This window comes from Nocardioides sp. URHA0020 (genome assembly GCF_000620705.1).
GTDB lineage: Bacteria > Actinomycetota > Actinomycetes > Propionibacteriales > Nocardioidaceae > Nocardioides.
In genome coordinates, this window is sequence record NZ_KK211167.1 from 32,657 (window position 1) to 58,919 (window position 26,263).

The following is a 26,263-nucleotide window of genomic DNA, read 5'->3' on the forward strand; positions in this document are numbered from 1 at the left end:
AGTGTGGAGCGGATCGCCCGCGCACGCTAACTTACACTTGTAAGAGTTGTCGGAAGGACGGGTACGACGCGATGTCGGTGAGCACGGCGGGGCGCATCTCCGCTCGCCGTACCCTTAACCTCGACGTGGCCCGGGAGTTCGCCCAGGTGCTGCTGGCCTTCCTCGCCTACAACGTCGGCCGGATGCTGGCCACCCACGACCTCGGTCGCGCGAACGCCAACGCCCACGGGGTCGTCGACGTCGAGCGGTGGCTGCACCTGCCCGCCGAGGCCGCCCTGCAGGACTGGGCTCTCGGCCACGAGTGGCTGATCGAGCTGGCGAACCGCTACTACGTCTCGGTGCACTTCCCGCTCACGGTCGGCGTCCTGGTCTGGCTCTACCGCTACCGGCGCCCGACGTACCGCTGGGCGAAGCGCGCGATCTTCACCGCGACCGCCGTCGCCCTGGTGTTCACGGTGCTGCTGCCGGTGACCCCGCCGCGGCTGCTCGGCTCTCTCGGGATGGTCGACACCGGTCACGCCGGTGGCATCTCGATCTACCAGGCGCCCGTGCTGGGGAGCATGTCGAACGAGTACGCCGCGATGCCGAGCCTCCACGTCGGCTGGGCGCTCCTGGTCGCGGTCGTGCTCGTCTCCGCGTGCCGGACCCGCTGGCGCTGGCTGTGGCTGCTGCACCCGGTGACCACGGTCCTCGTGGTCGTCAGCACCGCGAACCACTACTGGATCGACGGCATCGCCGGCTCGGCCCTGGTGCTCGCAGCGCTGTGCCTGACCCGGCCGGGCACGACGCTCCGGGCATGGCCCCGGGCGACCGGCGTCGCTCAGGCCTCCGCGTCGAGCGCGGCCGAGACCCGGCGGTGGGCCTCCCAGATCTCCTCGGGCAGCCGGTCGAAGGCCTTGAGGTGCGCCTCGCGGAAGCCCATCTCCTGACGCCACCGCTCGTTGTCGATCGTCAGGATGATCTCGAGGTCCTCGGGCGTGATCTCGACACCCTCGAGCTCGAGCTCCTCGACCGTCGGCAGCACGCCGACCGGGGTCTGGCGCCCGGTGACGTCGCCGTCCTTGAAGCGAGCGAGCCAGAGCAGCGCCCGCAGGTTCTCGCGGTAGCCGGGCCAGCGGAAGTGGCCGTCCTCGCCCCGCTGGAACCAGTTGACGTGCGCGAAGATCGGGCGGTCGGTCGCCGCACCGATGATCTTCAGCCAGTGCGCGGCGTAGTCGCCCTCGCCGTACGCCATGAACGGCCGCATCGACATCGGGTCGTAGCGCAGCTGGCCGTCCACGCCCTCGGCGGCGAAGGTCGCCTCGGCGCCGAGCGTCAGGCCGTCGTAGACGCCCTCGGCCAGGTCGGTGATCGCGCGGACGAGCGGCTCGCGGTCGCTGGTGCGGCCACCGAAGATGATCGCGTCGATCGGGACGCCGGCGGGGTCCTCGAAGTCGGCGGCGACGTTGGGCACGTTGTCGAGCGTCGTGGTGAAGCGGCTGTTGGGGTGCGCCCACGGTGACGTGTCGTCCGCCGCGCGCTCCGAGATCAGCTCGCCCTTCCAGTCCTGCCACCCGGTGACGTCCGCGGGCGGGCTCTTCGTCATGCCCTCCCACCAGACCTCGTGGGTCTGCTCGTTGTAGGCGACGTTGGTGAAGATGACGCCGGACCCGTCGCCGATCGACTCGAGCGCCGTCGGGTTGGTCTTCTCGTTGGTGTCCTTGGCGACGCCGAAGACGCCGAACTCGGGGTTCATGCCGTAGACCCGGCCGTCGTCGGGGTTGACCCACAGCCAGGCGATGTCGTCGCCGTAGAACTCGACGTGGTAGCGGTCGCCGAGGGCGTCCGGCGCGAGCGTCATCGCGAGGTTGGTCTTGCCCGAGGCGCTCGGGAAGCCGCCGCAGATGTGCCAGCGCTTGCCGGTCTCCTTGTCGGTGATGCCGAGGAGCATGAACTGCTCGGCCAGGAAGACCCCGGACGCGCGGCCGTCGTAGCAGGCCTGCCGCAGCCCGTGGGCGATCTTGCCGAGGAGCGCGTTGCCGCCGTACGACGAGCCGAAGTGCAGGATCGTGCGCTCGTCGGCGACCGTCGCGAAGTAGCGCTGGTCGTCGGGCGTGCCCTGGCCGAGGTTCTCCAGGTCACCGGTCACGTGCACCGCACGCACGAAGCTGTTGGGGTCCTCGAGCTCGTTGACGTACGACGCACCGACGCGCGACATCCGGATCATGTGCAGCACGACCGGGCGGCTGTCGGTGAGCTCCACGCCCGCGGCGTACGGCGTCAGCGGCGATCCCGGGGGTGCCATCAGGTACGGGATGACGTACATGGTCTTGCCGGCCGAGGCCCCGCGCATCCGGTCGGTGAGCAGCTCGGTCATCTCGGCCGCGGGCTTCCAGTTGTTGTAGACGCCCTTGTCGTCCTCGGTGCTGGTGGCCACGACCGTGCGCTCCTCGGAGCGTGCGGTGTCCTTGAAGTAGCTGCGCGAGTAGTAGCGGCCCTCGCCCGCCGGGAGCAGCTCACCCGCGTCGAGCGCCTCCTGGACCAGTCGCGCGTCGTCGGCCGCGTCAACCACCTCGACCCGGTCGGGCTGCGTGATGGCGGCCCACTCGGCCACGTACTCACGCACTCGGGGGTTGGTGAGTCCTGCCTCGTCCAGCGCACTGTTCACATCGACCATGTCCGTCGCAGCCTCTCGATCCATCCGGCGGGTGCTGGGCACGGTACCCAACATCCGCACCGCCGGGTCCATCGGCGTGCGTTAGAAGCGCCACATCCCAACCCACACTGGGCTTTCGTCTTCGGAGGGCCTAAGTGGGAGGGTCGAAAACGGTCGTTCAGCGGACCCTTCCGGACGCCGCCGAGGACCGGGCGGCGGACCGGTAGCCGGCCGCGGAGCCGACCACCCGGACCGTGATCCGCTGGCCCCGCAGAGCCGCCGTGAGCCGCAGCCGCGCGGTGCCCTGGCCTCGGATCACCGTGCCGTTGGCCAGCCACCGGTACGACAGGTGGACGGCCGAGCCGCCGGCGCTCCATCGGCCGGGCCTGACGACGAGCGTGCGCCCCACCCTGGCGGTGCCCCGGATCGTGGGCCGCGCCGTGGTGATGGTGCCGGACCGGACCGCAGCCGTCGCTCGCGAGGTGGCGGTCCGGGTCGCGTAGCCGACCCGCGCGCCGGTGACCCGGACGGCGATGGCGGCTCCGCGCTGGGCCGCGGTGAGCCGCAGGGAGCGGCCCGTGGCGCCGGCGATCGCACGGCCGTCGGCGAGCCAGGTGTAGCGGAGCTGCACGGGGCCCGGACCCCAGCCACCGGCGGCGGCGGTGAGGGTCCGACCGACCGTCGGCGTACCGCTGACGGTGGGGGTGCCGGCGGTGAGCGCGCCCGCGACGACCGTGGTGGTCGCCGTCGTGGTGACCGGGCCGAACCCGGAGCGGGTGCCGGTGACGCGGAGCTCGACCGTCGCGCCGACCAGCGTCGGGTCGCTCAGGGTCAGCGGCGCATCGGTCGCGAGGACGGTGTCGCCGACCTGCCAGCCGTAGTGCGTGCTGACGCCGTCGTCCCACGTGCCGAGGTCCGCGGTCAGCCGGCTGCCGATCGTCGGTGTCCCGCCGATCTGCGGGTCCGGGGTGAGCGACTGGGTCAGCCCGAGGTCGAGGTCGAGCGTGCCGCTCCACAGCGAGTGGCCGAAGCGGTTGCCGTCATCGGCCCAGAGCACCTGCCGGGCGCCGCCGGTGGCCGTCGAGGCCGGGGCGACGACGAAGCCCTCGAGGTTGTAGTTGGGCAGGCCCGTGGGGGCGCTGTAGTCGCGCTCGACGGCGAAGTGGCCGTCGCTGCCGACCTTCAGCAGCGCGGTGGCGTTGCCGCAGGTGTTGTCGCAGTGTGCCCAGATCCGGCCGAGGTCCGCGTCGTACGACGCCTCCATGACGCCGACCATCCCGGTGGCGATGTCGGCGACGCGGACGAAGGTGTGGTCGGTGTTGAGCACGTAGGCACGCAGGTGGCCCGTCTTCTCCACGGCGCCCAGGAAGAGCCCGGGGGCCGCTTTGCCCGGGTACGCCGCCGGGTCGTAGCGCGTCCCGGCGTCGGTGCGGAACCCGGCGCGGGTCAGGAAGGCGTCGGGCACGTAGGCGACGCCCTCGAAGCCCAGGTTGGCGTCCGCGTTCGTGAGGCCGAGGTCGGGCGTCAGGACCCACTGGTCGCTGGCGACCAGCGTCGTGCCGCTCGCGGTCGGGTCCAGCTTGAGCACCGAGTCCAACGGGACGCCGGAGGCGGCGTTGTCGCGCTCGGTCGTGACGTAGAGCGAGCCGTCGGGGCCGACGGTGAGTCCTTCGCTGTCCGGCAGGCCGGAGCCTCCGGGGAAGCGGAGGTCCTTGCCGGCCGACCAGTCGTTGGCGGTGTCCTTGACCCAGCCCGCGCCCGATCGCAGCAGCCGGTAGACGTGGCTCTTGTTCTTGACGGCGTACAGCACGTCGGCGTCGTTCGGGTCGAAGGCGAGGCCGCTGAGGTCCTGCCCCGACAGGCTGGTCACCCAGGCGCACTGGTCGTCGGCCGTCACCGGCGTCTGCGAGCCGGGCCAGGCGACGACGCCGGCGGGGACGGTGCCGGGCGCGGTGCCGCCGTCCTCGGTCTGGCACGGCGCCTCGGGACCTCCGCCGCCACCGGCCCCGCCACCGTCTCCGGTGCGGACGTCGGTGGGCGTCAGGGTCCCGTGGGTCGAGGCGCCCGGCGAGCCGATCGAGCCGGTCGCGCTGGTCCAGGAGGCCTCCGCGTCGGCGGCCGTCGCGATGCTCCACCCGGTGGTGGTCGCCTTCGCACCCAGGTGGGCGGCGTCCACCCACGCCGACCGGCCCTTGCCGGGGAAGAAGCCGCTCACGTACGACACCGAGTCGACCTCGGCGCCGCTGCCGTCGTAGAGGTGGACCGCGTTCGGGCCCTTGTTCAGGGTCTCCGTGCCGTCGTTGACGATCGCGACGGAGGCCTTGAGTCCCCAGTCCGTGCGGAACGCCGTCGCGTCGGCGTCGGTGATGATGGCCGACGCTCCCGGGGCCAGCGTGCCGAGCGACGTCAGCGACACGGCTCCTGCCGTCGCCTTCACGTTGTCGTAGGACCAGCCGGTCAGGTCCTGGGCAGCGTCGCCGATGTTGGTCAGCTCGACGTACTCGCCGTCACCGCCGGACGCGATCAGCCCGCCGTACGCGATCTCGGTGATCCGGATGACGGCCCCGGTGTCCGCGTGCGCGGGTGGGACGACGACGCCCAGGGTGAGCACGCCGAGCGACGTGGCCAGTGCGGCAGACAGGGAGCGGCGCGCGTGCGGCAAGACAGTTCCTTCGTCCGGGGTGGCTCGAGATCCGACTCCGCAGGCTGGACATCGCGTCGCAACGAGCCGCCAACCCGGACGGAACGGCGCGAGAACGTCAGGTGACCACTCGCGGCCGGCCCGTGGCCCGGCCATGATGGCTCCGTCCGGACGAGGGGAGACAGTGGTGCGACGGAGCCTGGCGAACGATCCCGACGACCTGGTCGCCGAGGCGCTGGAGGGCCTCGCGCTGGCGCACCCCACGCTGCTCCGGTACGACGCCGAGCACGGGTTCGTCGCCCGGGCGGCGCCGGCACCCGACAAGGTCGCCCTGGTGTCAGGGGGTGGCTCGGGGCACGAGCCGCTGCACGCGTCCTTCGTCGGCACCGGCATGCTCGACGTGGCCGTGCCGGGTGCCGTCTTCGCGAGCCCGACCGCCCTGCAGCTCTACGAGGCGACGCGCGCCGCGGACGCCGGACGGGGCGTCCTGCACATCGTGAAGAACTACACCGGCGACGTCATCAACTTCACCATCGCCCGCGAGCTGGCCGACGAGGACGACGCCGTCGCGACCGAGGTGGTGCTGGTCGACGACGACCTCGCGACCGACCCAGCGACCGACCCAGCGACCGACCCAGCCGAGACCGACGACGGTGGGCCGGGGCGACGCGGTACGGCGGCCGTGGTCGCGGTCGAGAAGATCTGCGGCGCCGCGGCCGAGGCCGGGGCGGACCTGGCGACGGTGGCGGCGCTCGGCCGGCGGGTCGCCGGCCGGGCCCGCAGCATGGCGCTCGCGCTGACGGCGGGGACGCACCCCGGCGAGTCGCGGCCGGCCTTCGAGCTCGACGGGGACGAGGTCGAGCTGGGCGTCGGCATCCACGGCGAGCGGGGTCGCTCGCGGGTCCCGATGGCGAGCGCCGACGAGCTCACCTCGCTGCTGGTCGAGCCGCTCCTGGCGAGCCTCGAGCTGGCCCGTGGTGGCGGCGTCGTCGCGATCGTCAACGGGCTCGGCTCGACGTACCCGCTCGAGCTGCACGTCGCCGCCCGGGCCGTCCACCGGCTGGTGACCGCCCAGGGCCTGCGCGTGGATCGCTTCCTGGTCGGCTCCTACGTCACGTCCCTGGACATGCACGGGGTGTCCGTCACCCTGCTCCCCGTCGACGAGGAGCTCCTCCGCCTGTGGGACGCCCCCGTCCGAACTCCCGCCCTGACCTGGTGAGGCACCCGTGAACGCATCCGACACCACCGCCGGCGACGAGCTGGCCCCCGGCTTCGGCCGGACCTGGACCGAGTCGATGATCGCCACCTTCGCGGTCGAGGCCGCCCGCCTGGGCGAGCTGGACCGGCTCTCCGGCGACGGCGACTTCGGGCGCAACCTGACCTCGGCGTACGCCCGGGTGGAGCAGGAGGTCGCGACCGCTCGGCCCCGGACCTACCGGGAGTGGCTGACGTGCGTCTCGCGCGGCTTCCTGGGCACCGGCGGCACCAGCGGTCCGCTCTTCGGGATGTTCTTCCGCGAGCTGGCCCGCTGCGCACAGGGCGACGAGCCGACGCCGGCCGAGCTCGGTGCCGGGTTGGCGGCCGGCCTGGCCGTGGTGCAGCGCTACGGCCAGGCCGAGGTCGGCCACAAGACGATGGTCGACGCCCTGTCCCCGGCGGCCGACGCCCTCGCCGTACCGGGGGCGACCCTGCGTGACGCCGCGGCTGCGGCCGCACGCGGCGCCGAGTCGACGTCGTCGATCATCGCCCGGCGTGGCCGCGCCAGCTACGTCGGCGAGGCCTCCCGCGGCGTCCTCGACCCGGGCGCCGTCGCGGTGGCGCTCATCGTGCAGCTGGCGGCCGACGCCGCCGGCTGAGGGACCGCGGGCCACGACTCCCGATCGCTCCACCGGAGCGGGGGGCCGTGGCCCGGGCTCTCGTCATCGTGCAGGCGGTCCGCGTTCGCGTGCCACCGTGGCTGCGGGTCGCCGAGCGCCACCGCCGCGGCGGAAGGTCCGACCGGCGCCCCAGCACGGCGGCCCGGACGGGTCGTGCGCCCCACGACGGACGGGTGGGCGGGTGGGCGGTGCTCCGCCCCAGGCCGCCTCGATCAGCTCGTCGAACTCGCGCCGGAGCCATGCGACGTCACCGGCGACCATCGCGATGAAGGCCTCGTCGATCTCGTCCGTAACGGATCGTGGGGCCGTCGCGGCGACGTCGCGAGAAGCGTGGCCGGACATCGCAGGTCCACCGCAGGCTCAGGCGCTGATGGCGGTGCGCTCGGCGTTGGCGCCGCCGGTGCTGATCTGGATCTTGCGCGGCTTGGCCTTCTCCGCGACGGGCACGCGGAGGCGCAGGGTGCCGTCCTCGTACCGCGCGTCGATGGCGTCCAGATCCAGGTTGTCGCCCAGCACCAGCTGGCGGCTGAAGATGCCCCGGGGACGCTCGGAGGCGAGCATCTCCCAGTCACCGTTGCGGGCGACCCGCTCGGCCCGCACCGTGAGCACGTTGCGCTCGACGTCCAGGTCGATGGACTCCGGGGAGACGCCCGGCAGGTCGAACTCGATCACGAACGTGTCGGCCTCCCGCCACGCGTCCATGGCCATCACGGCCGGCCGGTTGGTCGTGCCCAGCACCTGGTGGGTCAGGCGGTCAAGATCGCGGAATGGGTCGGTGGTGCGCAACAACATGAGTCGTCCTTTCCCTCGAGGTCGTCAGACCGGTGGTGTGTCCCAGGATCTGTATCACTGGGTATAGGTTTTATATACCCACGATCACGGCAAGGATCAAGTGGTCGGCATCGGGAAATCTGGAGGGTCGTCATGTCGGACGCACGCGGGGTCTTCGCCATCTCGGTGGCGGCCGACCTGGTGTCGATGCAGATCCAGAACCTCCGGGTCTACGAGCGCCATGGACTCGTCACGCCCAGCCGGACACCGGGCGGCACCCGCCTCTACAGCCCCGACGACATCCGGCGGCTCCACCGCATCCGCACGCTCCTCGCGGAGGGACTCAACCTGGCGGGGATCGCGCGCGTGCTGCTCCTCGAGGACGAGGTCGCGCGACTGAGGGCCCGGGTTACGTCGACGCCCCGGACGGGTACGGCGCCGTCAACATCCCATCGTTACTGAGGAGTCATCGTGTCGGACGACAAGCACGTCGCCAAGGAACTGGTCGAGACGCTCAAGGACGGTGACCGCGGCTTCGCCAGCGCGGCGGACAAGCTGCGGGACAGCGACCGCCCGGAGTGGGCCGCGACGCTGCAGCGTCTGTCCGAGCAGCGTGCCGAGTTCCACCGCGAGATCGTCGCCATGGGCGAGGACTACGGCGACGACGTCGACGAGAGCGGGACGGTCGCCGCGACGGTGCACCGCGGGTGGATCTCGCTGAAGGACGCCCTGACCGGCGACGACCCCGACGGCGTCCTCAAGGCGGTCCTGACCGGCGAGGACCACGCCGTGTCGGAGTACGAGAAGGCGCTCCAGCAGGACCTCACCGCGGGATTCCGGACCGTTGTGACCCGGCAGCACGCCGCGGTCGTCGCTGCCCGCGACGAGGTCAAGGCGCTCCAGGCCGTCTCCTGACCTTCGCGCGCCGGTCGGCAGCAACGCCGGCTCCGACCGGCGTGCTGCGAGAACGACAGAAGCCGCAGACCCAGCATCGCTGGTCTGCGGCTTCTTCGTTCGGTGCGCCTGTAGGGATTCGAACCCCAAACCTTCTGATCCGTAGTCAGATGCTCTATCCGTTGAGCTACAGGCGCATGTCGCCACTCGCGTGAGCGACTGGACGAGGATAGCCGAACGCAGCAGGGTTGCCGAAATCAGGGGAGGATCGCGCCATGCTCCCTCGGGTCGCCGTCGCACTCGTCCTCGCGCTCGCCACCGGCGCCGGACTCGTGCTGACGGGCTGCCAGGGCGGGAGCGAGCAGCCCGGGCCCGCGCCGAGCAGCGTCGAGGCGTTCCCGGAGGCGCCGCGGATGTCCGAGCCGCTCACGGTCCGGCTGCGTCCCTCGCTGCGCCGCCTGGGCGAGTCGGGCGCCTACCGCTTCGTCGGTGACTCCGGCCCGGTCGTGGTCGCCCGAGTGACGACCGCGCCCTCGGCCGACCACACCTCGTGGGGCACGACCGTCGTGTTCGCCGCCGGGTCCGCCGACGCCGTACGGCGGGCTCGGGACCAGGCGGCCGGCTTCGGCGGCGTGGTCGTGGTGACGGTGGGCGACGACGTCGTCGCGAGCATCCCACCGGCGGACCTGACCCCTCGTCGAGCGGTCCGCTTTGGACTTGAGAAGTCCGAAGCATGGGCGGTTGTGGACGCATATCGCGATGCTCAGACCCGCTCAAAACAAGGGATGTGACGCTCCCCACGGAGCATTGATCGATCCAATGTGTGGCTGCCGGACAGCCCGGTACTGTCGCTGCAATCCCGAGCCAGACCGCCCGGTCTCCGGCCCCCGGGACGCTCCACCACTCGCCGACAACGACGCCGAGCGATCCGCCACTACTCCACGACACACCGTCGATGCGCTCGACGGCCGGCGACGCCCCTCCCGTGGGCAGCACCGTGCATCGCGAGAGGGACCAGCATGACCGCCACGCAGACCGCCATCACCCACCCCACCACCCACCAGGGGATCCTCGAGTTCGTCACCGAGGTCGCCGAGCTGACCCGGCCCGACCGGATCCACTGGTGCACCGGCTCCGACGAGGAGTGGACGGAGCTCACCCAGCAGCTGGTGGCCACGGGCACCTTCACCCGGCTGAACCCCGCCATCAAGCCGAACTCCTTCCACGCCGCGTCCGACCCGATCGACGTCGCCCGCGTCGAGGACCGCACCTACATCTGCTCGGTCGACGAGCGCGACGCCGGCCCCACCAACAACTGGATGCAGCCGGAGGAGATGAAGGACCGCATGCGCGGGCTCTACGCCGGCTGCATGCGGGGACGCACCATGTACGTCATCCCGTTCGTGATGGGTCACCTCGACGCCGAGAAGCCGATGTTCGGCATCGAGGTCACGGACTCGGCGTACGTCACCGCCTCGATGCGGGTGATGTCGCGCATGGGCAGCGACGTGCTGGCGCGGATGGAGCAGCTCGACGCGTCGTTCGTCCGGGCCGTGCACTCCGTCGGGCACCCGCTCGCCGAGGGCGAGGCCGACGTGACGTGGCCGTGCAACGACACCAAGTACATCGTGCAGTTCCCCGAGGAGCGGACCATCTGGTCCTACGGCTCGGGGTACGGCGGCAACGCCCTGCTCGGCAAGAAGTGCTACGCCCTGCGCATCGCCAGCGTGATGGCCCGCGACGAGGGCTGGCTGGCCGAGCACATGCTCATCCTCAAGCTCACCTCGCCCGAGGGCACGGTCAAGTACATCGCCGCCGCCTTCCCGAGCGCCTGCGGCAAGACCAACCTCGCCATGCTCGAGCCGACGATCCCGGGCTGGACGGTCGAGACCCTCGGCGACGACATCGCCTGGATGCGCGTCGGCGCCGACGGCCGGCTGTGGGCGGTCAACCCGGAGTTCGGCCTCTTCGGGGTCGCACCCGGCACCAACGAGCACACCAACCCCAACGCCATGCGCACCATCAACAAGGGCAACTCGGTCTTCACCAACGTCGCCCTCACCGAGGACGGCGACATCTGGTGGGAGGGCCTCGAGAACCCGCCCGCACGCGCCACCTCGTGGAAGGGCGAGCCCTGGACCCCCGAGTCCGACGAGCTCTCGAGCCACGCCAACAGCCGCTACTGCACCCCGATCAAGCAGTGCGACATCCTGGCGGCGGAGTACGACGACCCGCGCGGCGTGCCGATCGACGCGATCCTCTTCGGCGGCCGGCGCAAGACCACCGTGCCGCTGGTCTTCGAGGCCCGTGACTGGACGCACGGCACGTTCCTCGGCGCGACGCTCTCCTCCGAGACGACCGCGGCGGCGGTCGGTGCGGTCGGCGTCGTCCGCCGTGACCCGATGGCGATGCTGCCCTTCATCGGCTACAACGCCGGCGACTACTTCGGCCACTGGATCAACATCGGCAAGGACAACGACGCCACCAGGCTGCCGAAGATCTTCTACGTCAACTGGTTCCGCCGCGCCCGGCTCGACGACGGCAGCGAGGGCGGCTTCCTGTGGCCCGGCTTCGGCGAGAACAGCCGGGTGCTCAAGTGGGTCGTGGAGCGGATGGACGGCCGGGCCGAGGGGGTCGAGACCCCGATCGGCTACGTCCCGACCCCGGACGCGCTCGACACCGACGGCCTGGACATGTCCGACGCCGACCTGGCGGCCGCGCTGTCGGTCGACACCGACGAGTGGGCCGCCGAGCTCCCCCAGATCCAGGAGTGGTTCGAGAAGTTCGGCGACGACCTGCCGGCCGTGCTCTGGACGGAGCTCGACGCGCTGCGCGCCCGGCTCGGGCGCTGACCGACCAGGACGCCGTACGACGTCGCGACGGCCCCGTCTTCTCGGACGGGGCCGTCGCCGTTGGTCCGCTGTGGAATCATCGGGGCACGAGCGGTCTCGGGAGGACTGGCGGGAGGGGACGTGGGGACACCTGGCGCGGACGAGCGCGGGCTGTTCGAGCTGGCTGCGACACCCCTGTACGAGGAGATCGTCGGCACCGGCGGCCTCGTCGCCGGAGACCCGCGGATCGAGCCCGGCGGCGAGCTGCAGGCTGCGTTCGAGCAGCTGCGCGACCTGGGGCTGGTCCGCCTCGAACCCGCCAGCGACCGGTGGGTGGCCGAGGATCCCGGCCTGGTGCACGGCCGCATCGTCGCGCCGCTGAGCCAGCAGGGGGCCCAGCTCCTCGAGGAGTCGTCGCGCTGGGCCGAGGCCATCAACGTCGTCGCCCAGGTCTGGCGCAAGGCACCCGAGGCCTCCGAGCGCGGGCCCTTCCGCTACCTGCACGGCAGGGACGCCATCAACTCGTTCCTGCACACGGTGGTGCCCGACGCCGAGGAGGAGGTCCTCACCGCCCAGCCGCAGAGCGGCCGGGACACAGGCGAGGGATTGGTCAACGTGCTCGCCAAGGAGAAGGCGATGCTCGAGCGGGGCGTCCGGATCCTCACGCTCTACCAGCACAGCGCCCGGCGCAGCACCGCCACCCGCGAGTACGTCGCGGCGCTCAGTCCGCTGGGGGCGGAGGTGCGCACCCAGGACGAGTTCTTCAACCGGATGATCGTCGTCGATCGCCGTACGGCCGTCATCCCTGCCCCAGACGACCTGGGCACGGCACTGGCGATCCATGAGCCCACGATCGTGGCCTATCTCGTCGACGTGTTCACCCGGTCCTGGGAGCGGGCGAGGCCCTTCACCAGCCAGGAGGCCTCGGTCGTCAAGCACATCGCGGGCGAGCAGCGCGCGATGACGATGCGGATGCTGGTCGAGGGCCACTCCGACCCGGTCTCCGCCAAGCGTCTCGGGGTCAGCCCGCGGACCTTCGCGGGCTACATCGCCGACCTCAAGGACGAGTTCGACGCGGAGACCCGCTTCCAGCTCGGCTACACGATCGGCCGGCTGGGCGCCGTCGAGAGCGAGACGAGCACCCCCGAGAACGACTGAGGGCAGTGGTCCGATGGACCACTGCCCTCAATCTCGTGAGGCGGCTCCCAGGGAGCCATGGAGCACGGGAACGTGGGGGGACGTCCGGCTCCAGCCTCAAGTCTGTCGATCAGCGGCGGTGCGAGTTACCCCACGTGAAGTCGGCGTGGGCGGGGGCGGAGATCCCCAGCAGGCCGACACTGAGCATGGCGGTCGCGATGACAACAGCGGCCTTTCGCACAATCTTCATTCTCTTCACCTCTGCTTGGATCGGACCCCACGGTTGGCCCGTTGCTTCAAGTGTGGGCGATCCGTGAGGGGCTCGGAACCAAACCGTGCCTCACTTATCTGCAATGCAACATCCTGCAATTTGGGGCAAAGTGCACAGATGTGCGAACCCCCGGAAGTGCGCCAGCCCCCCTCCGCGACGAGCGCGCGAGGGGGGCTGGGCCACTGGCGGAGGCGGAGGGATTTGAACCCTCGATGGGGTTGTAGCCCCAAACCCGCTTAGCAGGCGGGCGCCATAGACCGGACTAGGCGACGCCTCCCCGACAGCGAGCACACATTACAAGCACGCGGCGCGGCGCGCCGAATCAGGGCCGAGATCCGGCCGGGGATCACGAGAGCGGGCGCAGCCCCTGGCCGCGGCGCAGGTGGCCCTGGAGGTCGCGCACGAACTGCTCCCGGTCGACGTCGAGCAGGGTGACCGGGATCGTGGTCGTGCGGCCGTCGACCAGCTTGAGCACCAGCACCGGCAGCCCCCGGGGCGTCGCCGTGACCGCCTCGCCCACCTCGGTCCACGCCGCGGCGGTGACCCCGGCACCGCGCACCAGGCGCACCCGGTAGCCCGTCGTACCCAGGTGGACCACGACGATCCGGCGAGTCAGCAGGTGCCCCGCCGCCAGGACGCCGAGCACGCCGAGCACCGCGACGCCGACCAGCACCAGGATCGACAGCCCGGAGACGGCGACGACCAGCGTGACGACGGAGAGCAGCACCGCGAGCACGACCAGGAGGCCGCCGACGATCCGGCCCGAGACCGCCGGCGCGAACCGGTAGTCGGACACCTCCGGGGACACCTCAGGCATGCACTGATTGAACAAGACACCGGATTGGTGCCCGACAGCGGGTTGTCGTCGGGCCGACCGCGGGGTGACACTCGAGGTCCCACTCCTCCGGGCCCGGGAGGCAGCCATGCCCGTCACCGACACGGGGCTGCCCGCCGCGATGCGAAGCCTGGCCGTGGCGCTCGACTCCCGACACCGGACCGGGGTGTCGACGGGTCAGTGGCGCTGGCGCGTCCGCCAGCAGATGGCGGCACTGCGCGACGCGCTGGTCGCGGAGGCGGGCAACGGCGACGAGGGGTGGACAGCCGCCCGCGAGGGCGGGATGCTGCGCGAGCGCAACGCCCTGCTCGTCCGGATGGGGACACTCGGGCCCCGGGTGCTGGAGCACCCGGACCCCGACGCCGTGCACCTCGACCTCCAGCGGCTCCTGGCCGACGTCGGCCACCACGCCCAGCGGCTCCGCAACCTCGCGTACGACGAGGTCGAGCTCGAGCTGGGCGGATCCGAGTGATCGCGCCGGTCGGCGCCTTCTACACTTCTCGGGTGCCCGGTCCTCGGACCGACACGAGGAGGGGTGCCGGAGCGGCCGATCGGAACCGCCTTGAAAGCGGTCGTAGGGAGACCTACCGCGGGTTCGAATCCCGCCCCCTCTGCTCAGCCGGCTCTGCTCGCCCGGCCCTGCTCAACCGGTGACGATCTCCACGAGCACGTCGCCCTCCTGGACCACGTCGCCCGGGGCGACCTTGATCGCGCGGACGGTGCCCGGCGCCTCGACGAGGACCGGGATCTCCATCTTCATCGACTCCAGCAGCACGACGGTGTCGCCGGCCTCGACCCGGTCGCCCGGCTCGACCGCCAGGCTCAGCACGTTGGCCACCATCTCGGCCACGATCTCGGTCACCTGTTCGCGCGCCATGCTGCGAACCTAGTCGTTACCGCCCCGTACCCCGGTATCAGGGCGGCCGGACGCCGCTCCTCGTCGGCATGACCACACTCCGGATCCGCCTGGCGGTGGCCACCGTCGGGGGCGAGGACCTCCCCCAGCCCTTCGTGTGCGAGGACCTGGACGCGATGATCGGCCTCGATGCCGACGTGTACGTCGGCTCCGGGGTGCGCACCGATCGGCACCGGCAGGCGTGGTGGCGCAAGCTGCGCGAGGCCGGCCTGGAGACCTACCACCGTCACGAGGGGGCCCCGATCTCGACCCGGCTCCCGGTCCTGCACCCCTGGTCGGCCGCGATCCGGCTGGATGCCGCGCCCACGACGCAGGTCCTGGGGCCGTGCTTCTCGAGCAGGCGCCTCGAGCGGTGCCGGAGCAGAGGGGTCACCAGCATCATCGCGGGCGAGCTGGGCGCCCAGCCGCCGGCGTACCACCCCGACCAGGTGGTGGTGGCCCGGGTCGGCTCCGTCGGCATCGTCGTGGTGCCCGCGGCCGGCGTCGAGGTGACGCTGAGCGGCGAGCTCGCCGTACCGGCCAGCCAACTGCACGCCGAGCGGCCGGTCTTCGCCGCCGACCTGACCCTGAGGGCGACGGTGGCGGCGGTCAGAGCAGGGCGCGCGTACGGCGCGGCTCCGGTCGCAGCGCGCCGGCTTCCTCGGCTCGACGACCTCGCCGCCCGCGCGGCCCGGTGACCGCCAGGTCGACCCGGATCACGACGAACCCGACGACCAGGCCGACCACGGCCCCGTACGTCACCGAGAGCACGCTCTCGGTGAGCGTGACGCCCGGGTTGACCAGGCCGCAGGCGACCGGCGCGGTGGCGGCGACACCGAAGGCGCACACCCACCAGCCCTGACGGCGCCGGGCGCGCATGTGCACGCCCCAGGCCAGGGCGGGGATCCCGAGCGCCGTCTCGAGGGGGCGCGGGAAGGCACCGAGGTGGTCGCGCGACCAGACCACGACGTCGAGCAGGCTGGTGACCAGGCCGGGGGTGCCGTAGCGCCGGAGCAGCTCGGCGTACGCGAGGGTGATCGCGAGCACGACGGTGCCGATCAGCACGATCACCACGCCGCGCCGGCCGAGGCCGTGCAGACCGGCCCCGAGGCGGTAGACCAGCGCGAACGCGCCGAGCAGGGCGAGGCCCAGCACGGCGTACTCGAAGCGGACGACCTGGACGACCGGCTCGAAGCCGACGGTCGCCAGCGCTCCGATCGCGGCCAGCAGCACCGCGATCGCGACCTCACGCACCGTCGCCACGAACCGGACCGCCGGGACGGTGGCCATCACCGCGAACACCGCCGAGACCACGGCGGTCAGCACCGCGGCCCCGGTGCGCAGCGCGTCGTCGCCGCTGATGGCGGCGATCAGGCCGAGCGCGAGGGCCACCCCGCCGGACACCAGGGGGCGGCCGCCGGTGCGGACGGCGAGCGCCCACGCGTACGCCGTCGTGACCGCCACGGCGCCGCCCGCGCAGGATCCGGCGGGACCGACGTCGAGGAGGCAGCCGACCAGGGCGACCAGGCCCGCCAGGACGACGACCGCCCAGAGCACGAGCGGCCAGCGCGAGCGGGCGAACCGCTGGCTCCGGCTGAGCGCGCGATCCGGCGCGCGATCGACGTCGGGAGCGGGCACCGCCGGCCGGACCGCCGGGGAGTCCGGCGGCGTCTCGACGGGTGTCGCCGGGGGCACGGCGGCACTGCGGGTGGCCCGGGTGGCCCGGCGCGTCCGCCGGGGCACCGGCTCGGCGCGACGACGGGGGGCGGACCTGGACACGGGGAGGAACGTTACAGACGCCGGTTGGTCAGCGAGGGATTGGTCCTGCGGGCCCGTTCGAGCACCGGGTGCTCCAGCACGGCCGTGAGGACGGCAGCGTCCTCGTCGGCCTCGACGAGCACCTCGCCCAGCGGGTCGACGACCAGCGAGTGCCCGGAGTAGCGCGGCCCGGGCTGGCCGACGGCCACCACGAAGGCGGTGTTCTCGATCGCCCGCGCCCGCACCAGCGTGCGCCAGTGGTCGACCTTGTGCGGCCCGGCGACCCAGGCCGACGGGACGACGAGCACCTCCGCGCCGGCGTCGACCAGCGCGCGGGCCAGCTCCGGGAAGCGGAGGTCGTAGCAGGTCATCAGCCCGACGCCGAAGCCGTGGAGGTCGAAGACCACCGGTGCGATCGGCCCGGCCGACAGCCGGTCGGACTCGCGGTAGCCGAAGGAGTCGTAGAGGTGGATCTTGCGGTACGACGCCGTGGCGCCGCCCCGCACCACCAGGGTGTTGAAGGGCCGCGCCGGCTCGTCGCCCGGCTCGAACATCCCCGCGACCACGGTGGCGCCGCGGTCCTGCGCGACCCGACCGACCTCGGTCGCGAACGGGCCGTCCAGCGGCTCGGCGTACGCACTGATGTCGGAGCCGGCCTCGCCGAAGTCGCGGGCGAACGCCTCGGGGAAGACGACCAGGTCGGACCCGCTCGGCGCGAGCCGGTCCAGGGACGCCCGGTTGGCCTCCGGCTCGAGGCCGGATGCCTCCTGGACGAGAGCGACGCGCAGACTCACCACGGTGCGAGACTGCCACACGTGACCTTCTCCGCCATCGTGCTCGCCGGCGGTCGGGCCGTGCGGCTGGGCGGGGCCGACAAGGCGTCGGTCGAGCACCGGGGCCGCACCCTGCTCGAGCACGCGCTCGAGGCCCTGGCCGACGCGGCCGAGGTGGTGGTCGTGGGGGACCCGGTGCCGACGACGCGGCCGGTGAGCTTCGTGCGCGAGAGCCCGGCGTACGGCGGGCCGGTGGCGGCGCTGCTCACCGGGCGGGACGCGCTGCGCGACACCCCGGGCACCCTCGGCGTCCTGGCCGTCGACATGCCGCTGGTCACGGCCTCGACCTTCCGTCGCCTGGTGGCCGCGGCGGCCGGTCACGACGGCGCGTTCCTCACCGACGCCGACGGCCGGCGCCAGCTCGCCGGCGTGCTGCAGGTCGAGCGCCTCGACGCCGTACGCCCGGGTGCGGAGGCGCAGCACGGGATGGCCCTGCGCGCGCTGCTCGCCGACCTCGACCTGGCGCTGGTCGCACCGATCGGTGCCGAGGGCCACGACATCGACAGCTGGGCGGACCTGCGGGAGCTCTGAGCGGCGCCACGAAGGGGGTTGCGGCACCGCGAGGATGCGACGACTGTGGTGTCGTGAACCTGCACGACTGGATCGATGAGCTGATCGACGTGCTCGACCTCGACACCGAGGTCGACGAGGCGCTGGTGCTCGACCTGGCCAGGGTCGCGGCCCACAACGTGGTCCGGCCGGCCGCCCCCATCTCGACGTACCTGCTGGGCTACGCCGCCGGCTCCCAGGGCGCGGACCCCGAGCAGATCGAGGCGCTGGCGGCCCGCGCGCAGCGGCTCGCCGAGAGCTGGGACCGGCCCGCGGACGCGCCCGACCCCGACGACGTCAACGACCCCATCCCCGACGATGCCGGGGTCGACCACACCGGCGAGGAGTTCGAGGACGCCTGATCCCTAGGGTGGGTCCATGCGCGCCGTCATCGCCACCACGCCCGGTGGACCCGAGGTCCTGTCCGTCACCGAGCTCCCGGACCCGGAGATCGGTCCGGACGAGGTCCTGCTCGACGTCGCCGCGGCCGGCCTCAACCGCGCCGACCTCCTGCAGCGCCAGGGCTTCTACCCGCCGCCGCCCGGTGCGTCGGAGGTCATCGGGATGGAGTGCAGCGGCACGGTCGCGGCGGTCGGCGCGGGCGTGACCGGCTGGTCCGTCGGCGACCGGGCGTGCGCCCTGCTGGCCGGGGGCGGGTACGCCGAGCGGGTCGCCGTACCGGCCGGACAGCTGATGCCGGTCCCGGACGGTGTCGACCTCGTGACGGCCGCGGCGATCCCGGAGGTGGCGGCCACCGTGTGGTCGAACGTCTTCATGGTCGCCGGCCTGCAGCCCCGGGAGACCCTCCTGGTGCACGGCGGGGCCGGCGGCATCGGGTCGTTCGCGATCCAGCTCGCCCACCGCCTCGGGTCGCGGGTGATCACGACGGGCGGGACCGCGGAGAAGCTCGCCGCCTGCGCGGCCCTGGGCGCGGACGTGACGATCGACTACCGCGAGCAGGACTTCGTGTCGGTCGTGGCCGAGCAGACCGACGGGGGGGTCGACGTCATCCTCGACAACATGGGCGCGAAGTACCTCGACCGCAACATCGACGCCCTCGGCATCGAGGGCCGGCTGGTGATCATCGGGATGCAGGGCGGGTCCAAGGCCGAGCTCGACATCAACAAGCTGCTCCGCAAGCGTGGCGCGGTCATCGCGACCAACCTGCGCGGCCGGTCGGTCGCGGAGAAGTCGGCGATCTGCGCGTCCGTCGTCGAGCACGTCTGGCCGCTGGTCTCCGACGGACTGGTGCAGCCGATCGTCCACGGCACCTTCCCGCTCGCCGAGGCCGGCGCGGCGCACGCCCTGATGGAGTCGGGCGAGCACAGCGGCAAGATCCTGCTCACCGTCTGAGTGCCTTCGGTGCCCCGGTTACGGTTGCGGGCATGAGCGAGCCCAGCGAGCCCGAGCAGCACGTCGTCGTCATCGGCCCGGACGGCCAGCCCGTCGCCGTACCCGCGTCGGCGCTGCTCCCCACCCCCGACGACGGTGACGAGCACACCGGGGCCGGCGACCTGGTGGAGCAGCCGGCCAAGGTGATGCGGATCGGCAGCATGATCCGCCAGCTGCTCGAGGAGGTGCGCTCCGCGCCGCTCGACGAGGCGAGCCGGATCCGGCTCAAGGAGATCCACGCGGTGTCGATCAAGGAGCTCGAGAGCGGGCTCGCTCCCGAGCTGGTCGACGAGCTCGAGCGCCTCTCGCTGCCCTTCACCGAGGACGCCGTCCCGTCCGACGCCGAGCTGCGGATCGCGCAGGCGCAGCTGGTCGGCTGGCTCGAGGGGCTCTTCCACGGCATCCAGGCCACGATGTACGCCCAGCAGATGGCGGCGCGGGCGCAGTTCGAGCAGATGCGGCGGGGGCTGCCGGCGGGCGCGGCGCGTCCCGAGGGTGGCGAGGGGCCCCAGGCGCCGGCCACGCCGGGCGACTCCGGCGGCATGTACCTCTGACTTCTCAGGCACTTCCTGGACTTCTCGGGCACTGCAAGGCCTGAGAAGTTCAGGAATCCCCGGTTTACCGGGTATCCCTGGCACGGCCGGCCCCGAGCGATCCGGCGGCAGGGACTAGGCCCGACGCCGACCGCGCCAGGCCACGAACACCAGCCCGAGGACGCCGACGAGCACCAGGGCGGCGCCGGGTGCGGCCACGCGCAGGGCGTCGGCCGGGGCGTCGGCGACGGTGGTGAAGGTGGCCTTGACCGGAGCCGGCGGCGCGGCCGCGCGGCCCTGACCGAGCAGCCGCTCGACCTGGGCGACGTACGCCGCCGTGGCGGGCGCGGTGCCGCCGCGCCGGTCGATGACCAGGTCGCTGCCCTGCACCTCGGTGAAGAAGACGTACGCCGTGTCGACCTGGAGACCCGGTCGCCCGCACGCACGCGGCCGGCTGTCGGTCGTGACGGTCACCTGCTGGCCCGTCACCTGGCCCTTGTAGATCCGGTCGACGTCGACGGTGAAGGTCGTGGTGTTGCCCGCGACCGTGCGCTCGGCGACGGTCCCGGTGAAGACGTCGGCCGCCGCGATGGTGCGCTGCTGCAGGTCGGCGTTGCTCGCCGGGCAGGCGGCCAGCGCCGGCGCGCTCCCCAGCGCCACGATCGCGGAGCACGCGAGGAGGAGGGCGGTGAGGAGACGGCGGACCACGGCGCCCATCTAACAGATCACAGCCCGAAGACACCAGCCAGGACCTGCGCGACGCCGTCCTCGTCGTGGCCGGGCGCGACGTGGTCGGCCGCCGCCACGACGCTGGGGTGGGCGTCGGCCATGGCGTACGACGTGCCGGCCCAGGTCAGCATCGGCAGGTCGTTGGGCATGTCGCCGAACGCGATCACGTCGGCCGCGTCGACACCCAGTCCGGCCGCCACCACGGCGAGCGTCGACGCCTTCGTGACGCCGGGCGCGCTGATCTCGAGCAGCGCGGTCGACGACGACCAGGTGATCACCAGCCGGCCCTGCACGACGTCCTCGGCCAGCGCCCAGAACTCCTCCGGGTCGAGCTCCTCGTGGCGCGCGAGCAGCTTGAGCGCGGGGCGGTCGAAGAGCTCCGCCAGGGGCGCGCGTCGTACGCCGTCGGGCAGGTCGCCGCGCTCCATGAAGCCGGGCTCGAGGTCGATGCCGTCGAGGGACTCGACGGCGAACGTGGTGCCCGGGACGGCGGCGCGCAGGTCCGCCGCGACGGCGATGGCGGTCGCCGCCTCGATCGGGCGCACCGTGCGCGGCTCGTCGCGGGCGACGTCCCACACCAGGGCACCGTTGGAGACGATGGCGATGCCGTGCGACCCGACGTACTCGAAGACGACCTCGGTCCAGCGCAGCGGCCGGCCGGTGACGAACACGACGGGGACGCCGAGCTCCTCGACCGCGAGCAGCACGTCCCGGGTGCGGTCCGACACCGAGCCGTCGGAGCGGACCAGCGTGCCGTCGAGGTCGGTGGCGACCAGCCGGGGCTTCACCTCAGCCACCGGCCGCCGCCGGCAGCGGTCGGGCCATCACGAGCTCGCCGTCCTCGCTGGCACCGCGCAGCTCGGTGAAGCCGCACTTCGCCAGCACCCGGATGCTGGCCTTGTTGGTCGGCTCGACGCTGGCCCGCACGCGTACGCCGGCGGCGTCGGTCTCGGCCAGCAGCGCGGTCAGCGCCTCGGTCGCGAAGCCCCAGCCGCGGGCCTCCTCGACCAGCCCGTAGCCGACCTCGGCCTCGGGCACCCCGTCGGTCGCGGGCTCCGGCGGGCCGAAGAAGCCGATCGAGCCGAGGGCGGTGGTGCCGCGGACGATGTGCCGCGGCGCCCACGGATCGCCGGGCCGGTAGATCGTCGCCGCGTCCCGGTCGTCCTGGCGCGGGTAGTCGCGGTGCCACCCCTGGCGGCCCCGGCCGGCCCGGATGTCGGCGGCCTCCTCGGGGGTCCACACCGGCAGCGTCAGCCGCTCGCTGGCCACGGTCGGCGGCAGGCTCACGCGAACCACCGGTCGAGCTCGGTGGCCAGTCCGTCGTCGTACACGCTGCCGGTCACGTCGTCGGCGGCGTCGAGGACCACCTGGATCGCCTGACCCATGGCCACGCCCCGGCGCGCCCACGCGAACATCTCCAGGTCGTTGCGGCCGTCGCCGACCGCGAGCGCGTCGTCGGCGGTGAGGCCCAGCTCGCGGGCGACGTACGCGAGCCCGGAGGCCTTGGAGACGCCGACCGGCGCGAGGTCGAGCCAGGCCGTCCACCCGACGACGTAGCTGGTGCCGTGCAGGCCGAGGTCCGCCGCGAGCGCGACGAAGTCGTCGGCGGTGGCGTCCGGGTCGCGGATGATCACCCGGCTCACCTCGGCGGCCAGCAGGTCGGCGACGTCGGTGATGATCATGTCGCCGGAGAGCTCGCCCTCCGGGAAGTGCGAGTTGACCCGGTAGCCGACGCCACGCTCCTCGACCGCGACCAGCGCGGAGGGGTGCCGCTCGAGGATCGCCTCGACCGCGGGGCGGGCGTCGAACTTCTCCTCGTGCACGACGTCGAGCGGCGGGTAGCGGAACACGACCGCGCCGTTGGACGCGACGATCCAGAGCCGCTCGCGCTGCTCGTCGTACAGGTCGAGCAGGTCGGCGACGTCGGTCATGCCGTGCGGGGAGCGTCCGCTGGCCAGCACGACGTGGGCGCCGGCGTCGAGCGCCCGGTGGACGGCGGCGTGGACGGCGGGCGAGATCTCCTCGTGCGTCGTGCCGGCACCGTCGATCCACTTCAGGATCGTGCCGTCGATGTCGAGGGCGACCAGGGCGGGCCGCCAGCCGTCGGGAGTGCTCACAGCGCGACGGGCTCCAGGACCTCGCGCCCGAGCCACTTCTGCAGCGCCTTCGGGACCTTCACGGAGCCGTCGGCCTGCTGGTGCGTCTCCAGGATCGCGACGATCGTGCGGGTCGAGGCGCACAGCGTGCCGTTGAGGGTCGCGACCGGCTTCACCCCGTCCTCGAACCGCCCGCGGATGTCGAGGCGGCGGGCCTGGAACTCGGTGCAGTTGGAGGTGGAGGTGAGCTCGCGGTACTTGCCCTGGGTCGGGATCCAGGCCTCGCAGTCGAACTTGCGGATCGCCGACGTGCCGAGGTCGCCGGCGGCGGTGTCGATGACCTGGTAGGCGAGCTCGAGCTTGTCGAGGAAGGCCTTCTCGATGCCGAGCAGCCGCTGGTGCTCGGCGTACGAGTCCTCGAGGGTCGTGTAGACGAACATCTCGACCTTGTCGAACCAGTGCACGCGGATGATGCCCTTGGTGTCCTTGCCGTGAGAGCCGGCCTCCTTGCGGAAGCAGGGGCTGAACGCCGCGTAGCGCAGCGGGAGCGTGGCGCCCTCGAGGATCTCGTCGGAGTGGTACGCCGCCATCGGGACCTCGGAGGTCCCGACGAGGTACATGTCCTGGCCCTCGATCCGGTAGACGTCGTCGGCGGCCTGGCCGAGGAAGCCGGTGCCCTCCATCGCGCGGGGCTTGACCATCGACGGCGCGATCACCTGGGTGAAGCCGTGCTCGCGAGCCGTCTCGTTGGCCAGGTTGATCAGGGCGAACTCGAGCTCCGCGCCGACACCGGTCAGGAAGTAGAACCGCGAGCCCGACACCTTGGCGCCGCGCTCGATGTCGATCGCGCCGAGGAGGCGCCCGAGCTCGATGTGGTCGCGCGGCTCGAAGTCGAACTCCACCGGCGTGCCGACCCGCTCGATCAGCGTGAAGTCGTCCTCGCCGCCCGCCGGCGCCTCGTCGGCGGCCAGGTTGGGGATGCTCAGCACCGCCTCCTGCCACTCGGCCTCGGCGGCGTTCTGCGCGGCCTCGGCCGCCTTGACGTCGGCCGCCAGCGTCTTGGTCCTGGCCAGGAGGTCCTGCTTCTCGGCGCCCTGCGCCTGCGGGATCAGCTTGCCGAGCTGCTTCTGCTCGCCACGCTTCGCCTCGAACTCCACGATCGCCTGTCGACGGGCCGTGTCGGCGGCCAGCGCGCGGTCGACGACGTCGTCGGACAGGCCGCGCTTGGCTTGGGCGGCACGGACGCGGTCGGGGTCGTCTCGGAGGATGCGCGGGTCGATCATGCCGTCAGGCTATCCGGGGTCGCCTCGGGGGCGCGCAGGAGATGTCCTCGGTGGGGGACGGCATACTTCGGGGCGTGCTCGACCGTCCCCGCGCCATCGTCCTGAGCTGGGCCACGCTCTGCTTCGTCCTCCTCGGCCTGCTCACCCTCGCGGTCGTCGACAACGCCGAGTGGCTGTGGGACATCGACAACCGCGGGGAGTCGTCCCAGGAGTGGGCGACCGACGTCTCGTGGCTGCACGACGTGCTCCGGTGGGTGGAGATCGCCTTCGGCACGGTCGCGATGACGGCGTACACGGTGGTGCTCGTGGTGGTGCTGCTGCGCCGCTACCAGCGCGCCGCGATCTTCACCGCGGGCGTGATGATCGTGACCTCACTCGCGACGACCGTGCTCAAGGCCGTGGTCGCGCGTGACCGGCCCTCGTGGCAGAACCCGGACGCGCTACTGCACAACGGCGCCTTCCCGTCGGGTCACGCGTCGGCGGTCACCGCCCTGGGCGGCGTCGTCGTCGTCCTGGTCTCCATGCTGGTGCGCCGCAAGAGCGTGCGCCGCCTGACGTACGTCGCGGTCGCGCTGGCGATCGTCGTCGTCGGCCTCGACCGGGTGCTGCTGGGCCGCCACTACCCCTCCGACGTCGTCGGTGGCGTGCTGCTGGGCCTGGGTGTCCTGCTGCTGGGGATCGCGCTCTACAACCCGCTGCCGCGCAGCCACGCGGCCAGCGTCGAGCCGCTGCCCGAGGTCTTCGTGTCCGACCGCCGGCTCGCGGTCGTGCTCAACCCGATCAAGGTGGAGGACGTCGGCCAGTTCGAGTCGATCGTGACCGCGATGGCGGCGGAGACCGGCTGGTCGACGCCGTCGTGGCACTACACGACCATCGAGGACCCCGGGACCGGGATGGCCGCCGCCGCGTCCGTCGCCGGCGCCGACCTGGTGCTGGTGTGCGGGGGTGACGGCACGGTCCGCGAGGTGTGCGCCGAGCTCGCCGGCACCGGCATCCCGGTCGGGATCATCCCCGCGGGCACCGGCAACCTGCTGGCCCGCAACCTCGGCATCCCGCTCTACCTGCGCGCCGCGATCGACGTCGCCCTCACCGGTCAGGACCGCGCGATCGACCTGGCGAGGGTCTCCGGAGACGGCTTCGACGCCACCCACTTCATGGTGATGGCCGGGATGGGCTTCGACGCCGCGATCATGGAGGGCGTCAACGAGGACATCAAGAAGCGCGTGGGGTGGCTCGCCTACGTGCTCTCGGCCCTGAAGTCGCTGATGTTCCCCGCCGTCCGGGTCGAGGTCTCGGTCGACGGCGGCGAGTTCACCAAGCACCGGGCCCGCACGATCGTGGTCGGCAACGTCGGCTTCCTCCAGGCGGGCATGCCGCTGCTGCCCGATGCGGCGATCGACGACGGCGTGCTGGACGTGGTGATCCTGCACCCGCGGAAGTTCCTGTCCTGGATCCCGCTCGCCTACCGGGTGCTCGCCCGCCGGCCCCGCACCGACGAGCTGGTGAACCGGATGACCGGGCGCACGATCGTCATCCGCACCGGCTCCGACACGCCCCGTCAGCTCGACGGAGACGCCATCGGCCCCGGTCGCGAGCTGCGCATGGAGTGCATCCACGGCCGGCTGCTGGTCCGCGTCCCGAGGTAGCGGAGACGCGCCAGCGGATCCGCTGAGGGTGATCGAGCGAGCCGCGCGGCTGAGGGACGAAGCCGCGACCGGCGTGTCGAGATCCGGAGACGCGCCAGCGGATCCGCTGAGGGTGATCGAGCGAGCCGCGCGGCTGAGGGACGAAGCCGCGACCGGCGTAGGACCGGCGCCTAGCGCGGGGTCAGCCAGAAGAGCGGCAGCTCGCGGTCGGTGCGCTCGGCGTACTTCCCGTAGTTCGGCCAGCCGGCGACGGCGACCGCCCACTTCTCGTCGCGCTCGGGCCCGGAGAGCTCGCGCGCGTCGACCGCCATCGTCCGGCCCCGGTAGGTGATCAGCGGCTCGTCGGCGACCCGCAGGTTGCCGGCCCAGGCGGGCGGCGTGGCCGCGCCCCAGTTGGAGCCGACGACCAGCCACCCGTCCCCGTGCGGCACCGTCAGCAGCGGCGTCGAGCGCAGGATCCCGCTCTTGCGGCCGGGCACCTGCAGCACCAGCTCCTGCAGACCGGTCGCCATCATGATCGTGACGCGTCCCCGGCTGACCCGCTGCAGGAGCTTGTCGGTGCCGACGATCAGCCCTGAGTAGCGAGGCAGCCAGGGCTGGGCGCCGAGCTTGACCGCCATCCACCGCATCGGGTTCATGGCCGGACGATAGCGCTCG

Annotated in this window: 28 protein-coding genes and 3 tRNA genes; 16 read left to right on the plus strand and 15 right to left on the minus strand. The window is 72.4% G+C overall.

What is annotated here, in order from left to right; genetic code table 11:
* Positions 1–77 precede the first annotated feature (77 nt).
* A complete protein-coding gene (locus N542_RS0108870) occupies positions 78–929 on the plus strand; it encodes a phosphatase PAP2 family protein (RefSeq protein WP_197025915.1) in 852 nt (283 codons plus the stop codon).
* Here the strand turns inward: N542_RS0108870 and N542_RS0108875 are convergent.
* Positions 821–2,656, minus strand: coding sequence for a phosphoenolpyruvate carboxykinase (GTP) (locus N542_RS0108875; protein WP_028643624.1), 1,836 nt, complete (start codon positions 2,654–2,656; stop codon positions 821–823). The two genes, N542_RS0108870 and N542_RS0108875, sit on opposite strands and share 109 nt — an antisense overlap.
* Before the next feature lie 157 nt (positions 2,657–2,813).
* Complete coding sequence (locus tag N542_RS26560) at positions 2,814–5,297, minus strand: lamin tail domain-containing protein (RefSeq protein WP_197025916.1); 2,484 nt, start codon at positions 5,295–5,297, stop codon at positions 2,814–2,816.
* Positions 5,298–5,463: 166 nt separating this feature from the next.
* On the opposite strand from N542_RS26560, the gene N542_RS0108885 reads away from it, so the two are divergent.
* Together N542_RS0108885 and N542_RS0108890 are read left to right on the plus strand one after the other, a co-directional pair.
* A complete protein-coding gene (locus tag N542_RS0108885; protein ID WP_028643625.1) occupies positions 5,464–6,495 on the plus strand; it encodes a dihydroxyacetone kinase subunit DhaK in 1,032 nt (343 codons plus the stop codon).
* A 7-nt stretch (positions 6,496–6,502) separates the two neighbouring features.
* Entirely contained in the window at positions 6,503–7,132 is a 630-nt protein-coding gene (locus N542_RS0108890; RefSeq protein WP_197025917.1) for a DAK2 domain-containing protein, read from the plus strand.
* Positions 7,133–7,513: 381 nt separating this feature from the next.
* Here the strand turns inward: N542_RS0108890 and N542_RS0108895 are convergent, their stop codons facing one another.
* A complete protein-coding gene (locus N542_RS0108895; RefSeq protein ID WP_442937452.1) occupies positions 7,514–7,942 on the minus strand; it encodes an Hsp20/alpha crystallin family protein in 429 nt (142 codons plus the stop codon).
* 135 nt (positions 7,943–8,077) lie between these two features.
* On the opposite strand from N542_RS0108895, the gene N542_RS24060 reads away from it, so the two are divergent.
* Complete coding sequence (locus N542_RS24060; protein WP_051551547.1) at positions 8,078–8,386, plus strand: MerR family transcriptional regulator; 309 nt, start codon at positions 8,078–8,080, stop codon at positions 8,384–8,386.
* Between the two features lie 9 nt (positions 8,387–8,395).
* Complete coding sequence (locus N542_RS0108905) at positions 8,396–8,839, plus strand: ferritin-like domain-containing protein (protein WP_028643628.1); 444 nt, start codon at positions 8,396–8,398, stop codon at positions 8,837–8,839.
* A 103-nt stretch (positions 8,840–8,942) separates the two neighbouring features.
* Here the strand turns inward: N542_RS0108905 and N542_RS0108910 are convergent.
* A tRNA-Arg gene (locus N542_RS0108910) sits at positions 8,943–9,015 on the minus strand.
* Between the two features lie 78 nt (positions 9,016–9,093).
* Here N542_RS0108910 and N542_RS0108915 point away from each other — a divergent pair.
* The 3 genes from N542_RS0108915 (at position 9,094) to N542_RS26565 (ending at position 12,807) form a co-directional block, all read left to right on the plus strand.
* Positions 9,094–9,609, plus strand: a complete 516-nt coding sequence (locus tag N542_RS0108915) for a hypothetical protein (protein WP_028643629.1) — start codon at positions 9,094–9,096, stop codon at positions 9,607–9,609.
* Between the two features lie 228 nt (positions 9,610–9,837).
* A complete protein-coding gene (locus N542_RS0108920; RefSeq protein WP_028643630.1) occupies positions 9,838–11,670 on the plus strand; it encodes a phosphoenolpyruvate carboxykinase (GTP) in 1,833 nt (610 codons plus the stop codon).
* 120 nt (positions 11,671–11,790) lie between these two features.
* On the plus strand, positions 11,791–12,807 hold the full coding sequence (locus N542_RS26565; RefSeq protein WP_051551548.1) for a TrmB family transcriptional regulator: 1,017 nt from the start codon (positions 11,791–11,793) through the stop codon (positions 12,805–12,807).
* Between the two features lie 433 nt (positions 12,808–13,240).
* On the opposite strand, the gene N542_RS0108935 is transcribed toward N542_RS26565, so the two are convergent.
* Positions 13,241–13,334 (minus strand) — tRNA-Ser (locus N542_RS0108935).
* Positions 13,335–13,403: 69 nt separating this feature from the next.
* Positions 13,404–13,874: a hypothetical protein gene (locus tag N542_RS0108940; RefSeq protein ID WP_155992938.1), complete on the minus strand. Its 471-nt coding sequence runs from the start codon at positions 13,872–13,874 to the stop codon at positions 13,404–13,406.
* 106 nt (positions 13,875–13,980) lie between these two features.
* Here N542_RS0108940 and N542_RS0108945 point away from each other — a divergent pair, with 106 nt between their 5' ends.
* Together N542_RS0108945 and N542_RS0108950 are read left to right on the plus strand one after the other, a co-directional pair.
* Entirely contained in the window at positions 13,981–14,364 is a 384-nt protein-coding gene (locus tag N542_RS0108945; RefSeq protein WP_028643632.1) for a hypothetical protein, read from the plus strand.
* Positions 14,365–14,421: 57 nt separating this feature from the next.
* Positions 14,422–14,506, plus strand: a tRNA-Ser gene (locus N542_RS0108950).
* 29 nt (positions 14,507–14,535) lie between these two features.
* Here the strand turns inward: N542_RS0108950 and N542_RS0108955 are convergent.
* Positions 14,536–14,769 carry a biotin/lipoyl-binding carrier protein gene (locus tag N542_RS0108955; protein ID WP_028643633.1) on the minus strand — a complete coding sequence of 78 codons (234 nt, stop codon included), beginning with the start codon at positions 14,767–14,769 and terminating at the stop codon, positions 14,536–14,538.
* Between the two features lie 68 nt (positions 14,770–14,837).
* Here N542_RS0108955 and N542_RS0108960 point away from each other — a divergent pair, with 68 nt between their 5' ends.
* Positions 14,838–15,485 (plus strand): hypothetical protein, encoded by a 648-nt coding sequence (locus N542_RS0108960; protein ID WP_028643634.1) that lies wholly within the window; start codon positions 14,838–14,840, stop codon positions 15,483–15,485.
* Here N542_RS0108960 and N542_RS0108965 read toward each other — a convergent pair.
* The gene (locus tag N542_RS0108965; protein WP_028643635.1) at positions 15,397–16,566 is read right to left on the minus strand and encodes a hypothetical protein; all 1,170 of its coding nucleotides are present in this window, start codon (positions 16,564–16,566) and stop codon (positions 15,397–15,399) included. The two genes, N542_RS0108960 and N542_RS0108965, sit on opposite strands and share 89 nt — an antisense overlap.
* Positions 16,567–16,577: 11 nt before the next feature.
* Complete coding sequence (locus N542_RS0108970) at positions 16,578–17,342, minus strand: carbon-nitrogen hydrolase family protein (protein ID WP_231482577.1); 765 nt, start codon at positions 17,340–17,342, stop codon at positions 16,578–16,580.
* A gap of 18 nt (positions 17,343–17,360) precedes the next feature.
* Here N542_RS0108970 and mobA point away from each other — a divergent pair, with 18 nt between their 5' ends.
* From mobA to N542_RS0108990, 4 genes are read left to right on the plus strand one after another with little or no spacing between them, the layout of a single operon-like run.
* Positions 17,361–17,909: a molybdenum cofactor guanylyltransferase gene (mobA, locus tag N542_RS24070; RefSeq protein WP_231482578.1), complete on the plus strand. Its 549-nt coding sequence runs from the start codon at positions 17,361–17,363 to the stop codon at positions 17,907–17,909.
* A gap of 53 nt (positions 17,910–17,962) precedes the next feature.
* Complete coding sequence (locus N542_RS24075; RefSeq protein ID WP_051551549.1) at positions 17,963–18,289, plus strand: DUF6457 domain-containing protein; 327 nt, start codon at positions 17,963–17,965, stop codon at positions 18,287–18,289.
* A 16-nt stretch (positions 18,290–18,305) separates the two neighbouring features.
* Positions 18,306–19,280, plus strand: coding sequence for an NAD(P)H-quinone oxidoreductase (locus N542_RS0108985; protein WP_028643637.1), 975 nt, complete (start codon positions 18,306–18,308; stop codon positions 19,278–19,280).
* A gap of 32 nt (positions 19,281–19,312) precedes the next feature.
* Entirely contained in the window at positions 19,313–19,873 is a 561-nt protein-coding gene (locus N542_RS0108990) for a bacterial proteasome activator family protein (protein ID WP_028643638.1), read from the plus strand.
* A 114-nt stretch (positions 19,874–19,987) separates the two neighbouring features.
* Here the strand turns inward: N542_RS0108990 and N542_RS0108995 are convergent, their stop codons facing one another.
* Genes N542_RS0108995 through serS form a run of 5 tightly spaced genes read right to left on the minus strand, consistent with a single transcriptional unit; the run spans position 19,988 to position 23,960 of the window.
* Positions 19,988–20,560 carry a hypothetical protein gene (locus N542_RS0108995; protein ID WP_155992940.1) on the minus strand — a complete coding sequence of 191 codons (573 nt, stop codon included), beginning with the start codon at positions 20,558–20,560 and terminating at the stop codon, positions 19,988–19,990.
* Between the two features lie 17 nt (positions 20,561–20,577).
* Entirely contained in the window at positions 20,578–21,378 is an 801-nt protein-coding gene (locus tag N542_RS0109000) for an HAD family hydrolase (RefSeq protein ID WP_028643640.1), read from the minus strand.
* Entirely contained in the window at positions 21,371–21,868 is a 498-nt protein-coding gene (locus N542_RS0109005; RefSeq protein ID WP_028643641.1) for a GNAT family N-acetyltransferase, read from the minus strand. Before N542_RS0109005 ends, N542_RS0109000 begins: the two co-directional genes overlap by 8 nt.
* A complete protein-coding gene (locus N542_RS0109010; protein ID WP_028643642.1) occupies positions 21,865–22,698 on the minus strand; it encodes an HAD family hydrolase in 834 nt (277 codons plus the stop codon). Before N542_RS0109010 ends, N542_RS0109005 begins: the two co-directional genes overlap by 4 nt.
* Complete coding sequence (gene serS / locus N542_RS0109015) at positions 22,695–23,960, minus strand: serine--tRNA ligase (RefSeq protein WP_028643643.1); 1,266 nt, start codon at positions 23,958–23,960, stop codon at positions 22,695–22,697. The genes N542_RS0109010 and serS overlap by 4 nt, the downstream gene beginning before the upstream one ends.
* Before the next feature lie 74 nt (positions 23,961–24,034).
* Between serS and N542_RS0109020 the strand changes: the two genes are divergently transcribed.
* The gene (locus tag N542_RS0109020; protein WP_028643644.1) at positions 24,035–25,606 is read left to right on the plus strand and encodes a YegS/Rv2252/BmrU family lipid kinase; all 1,572 of its coding nucleotides are present in this window, start codon (positions 24,035–24,037) and stop codon (positions 25,604–25,606) included.
* A 170-nt stretch (positions 25,607–25,776) separates the two neighbouring features.
* Here the strand turns inward: N542_RS0109020 and N542_RS0109025 are convergent, their stop codons facing one another.
* On the minus strand, positions 25,777–26,244 hold the full coding sequence (locus N542_RS0109025; protein WP_028643645.1) for a nitroreductase family deazaflavin-dependent oxidoreductase: 468 nt from the start codon (positions 26,242–26,244) through the stop codon (positions 25,777–25,779).
* Positions 26,245–26,263: the final 19 nt, after the last annotated feature.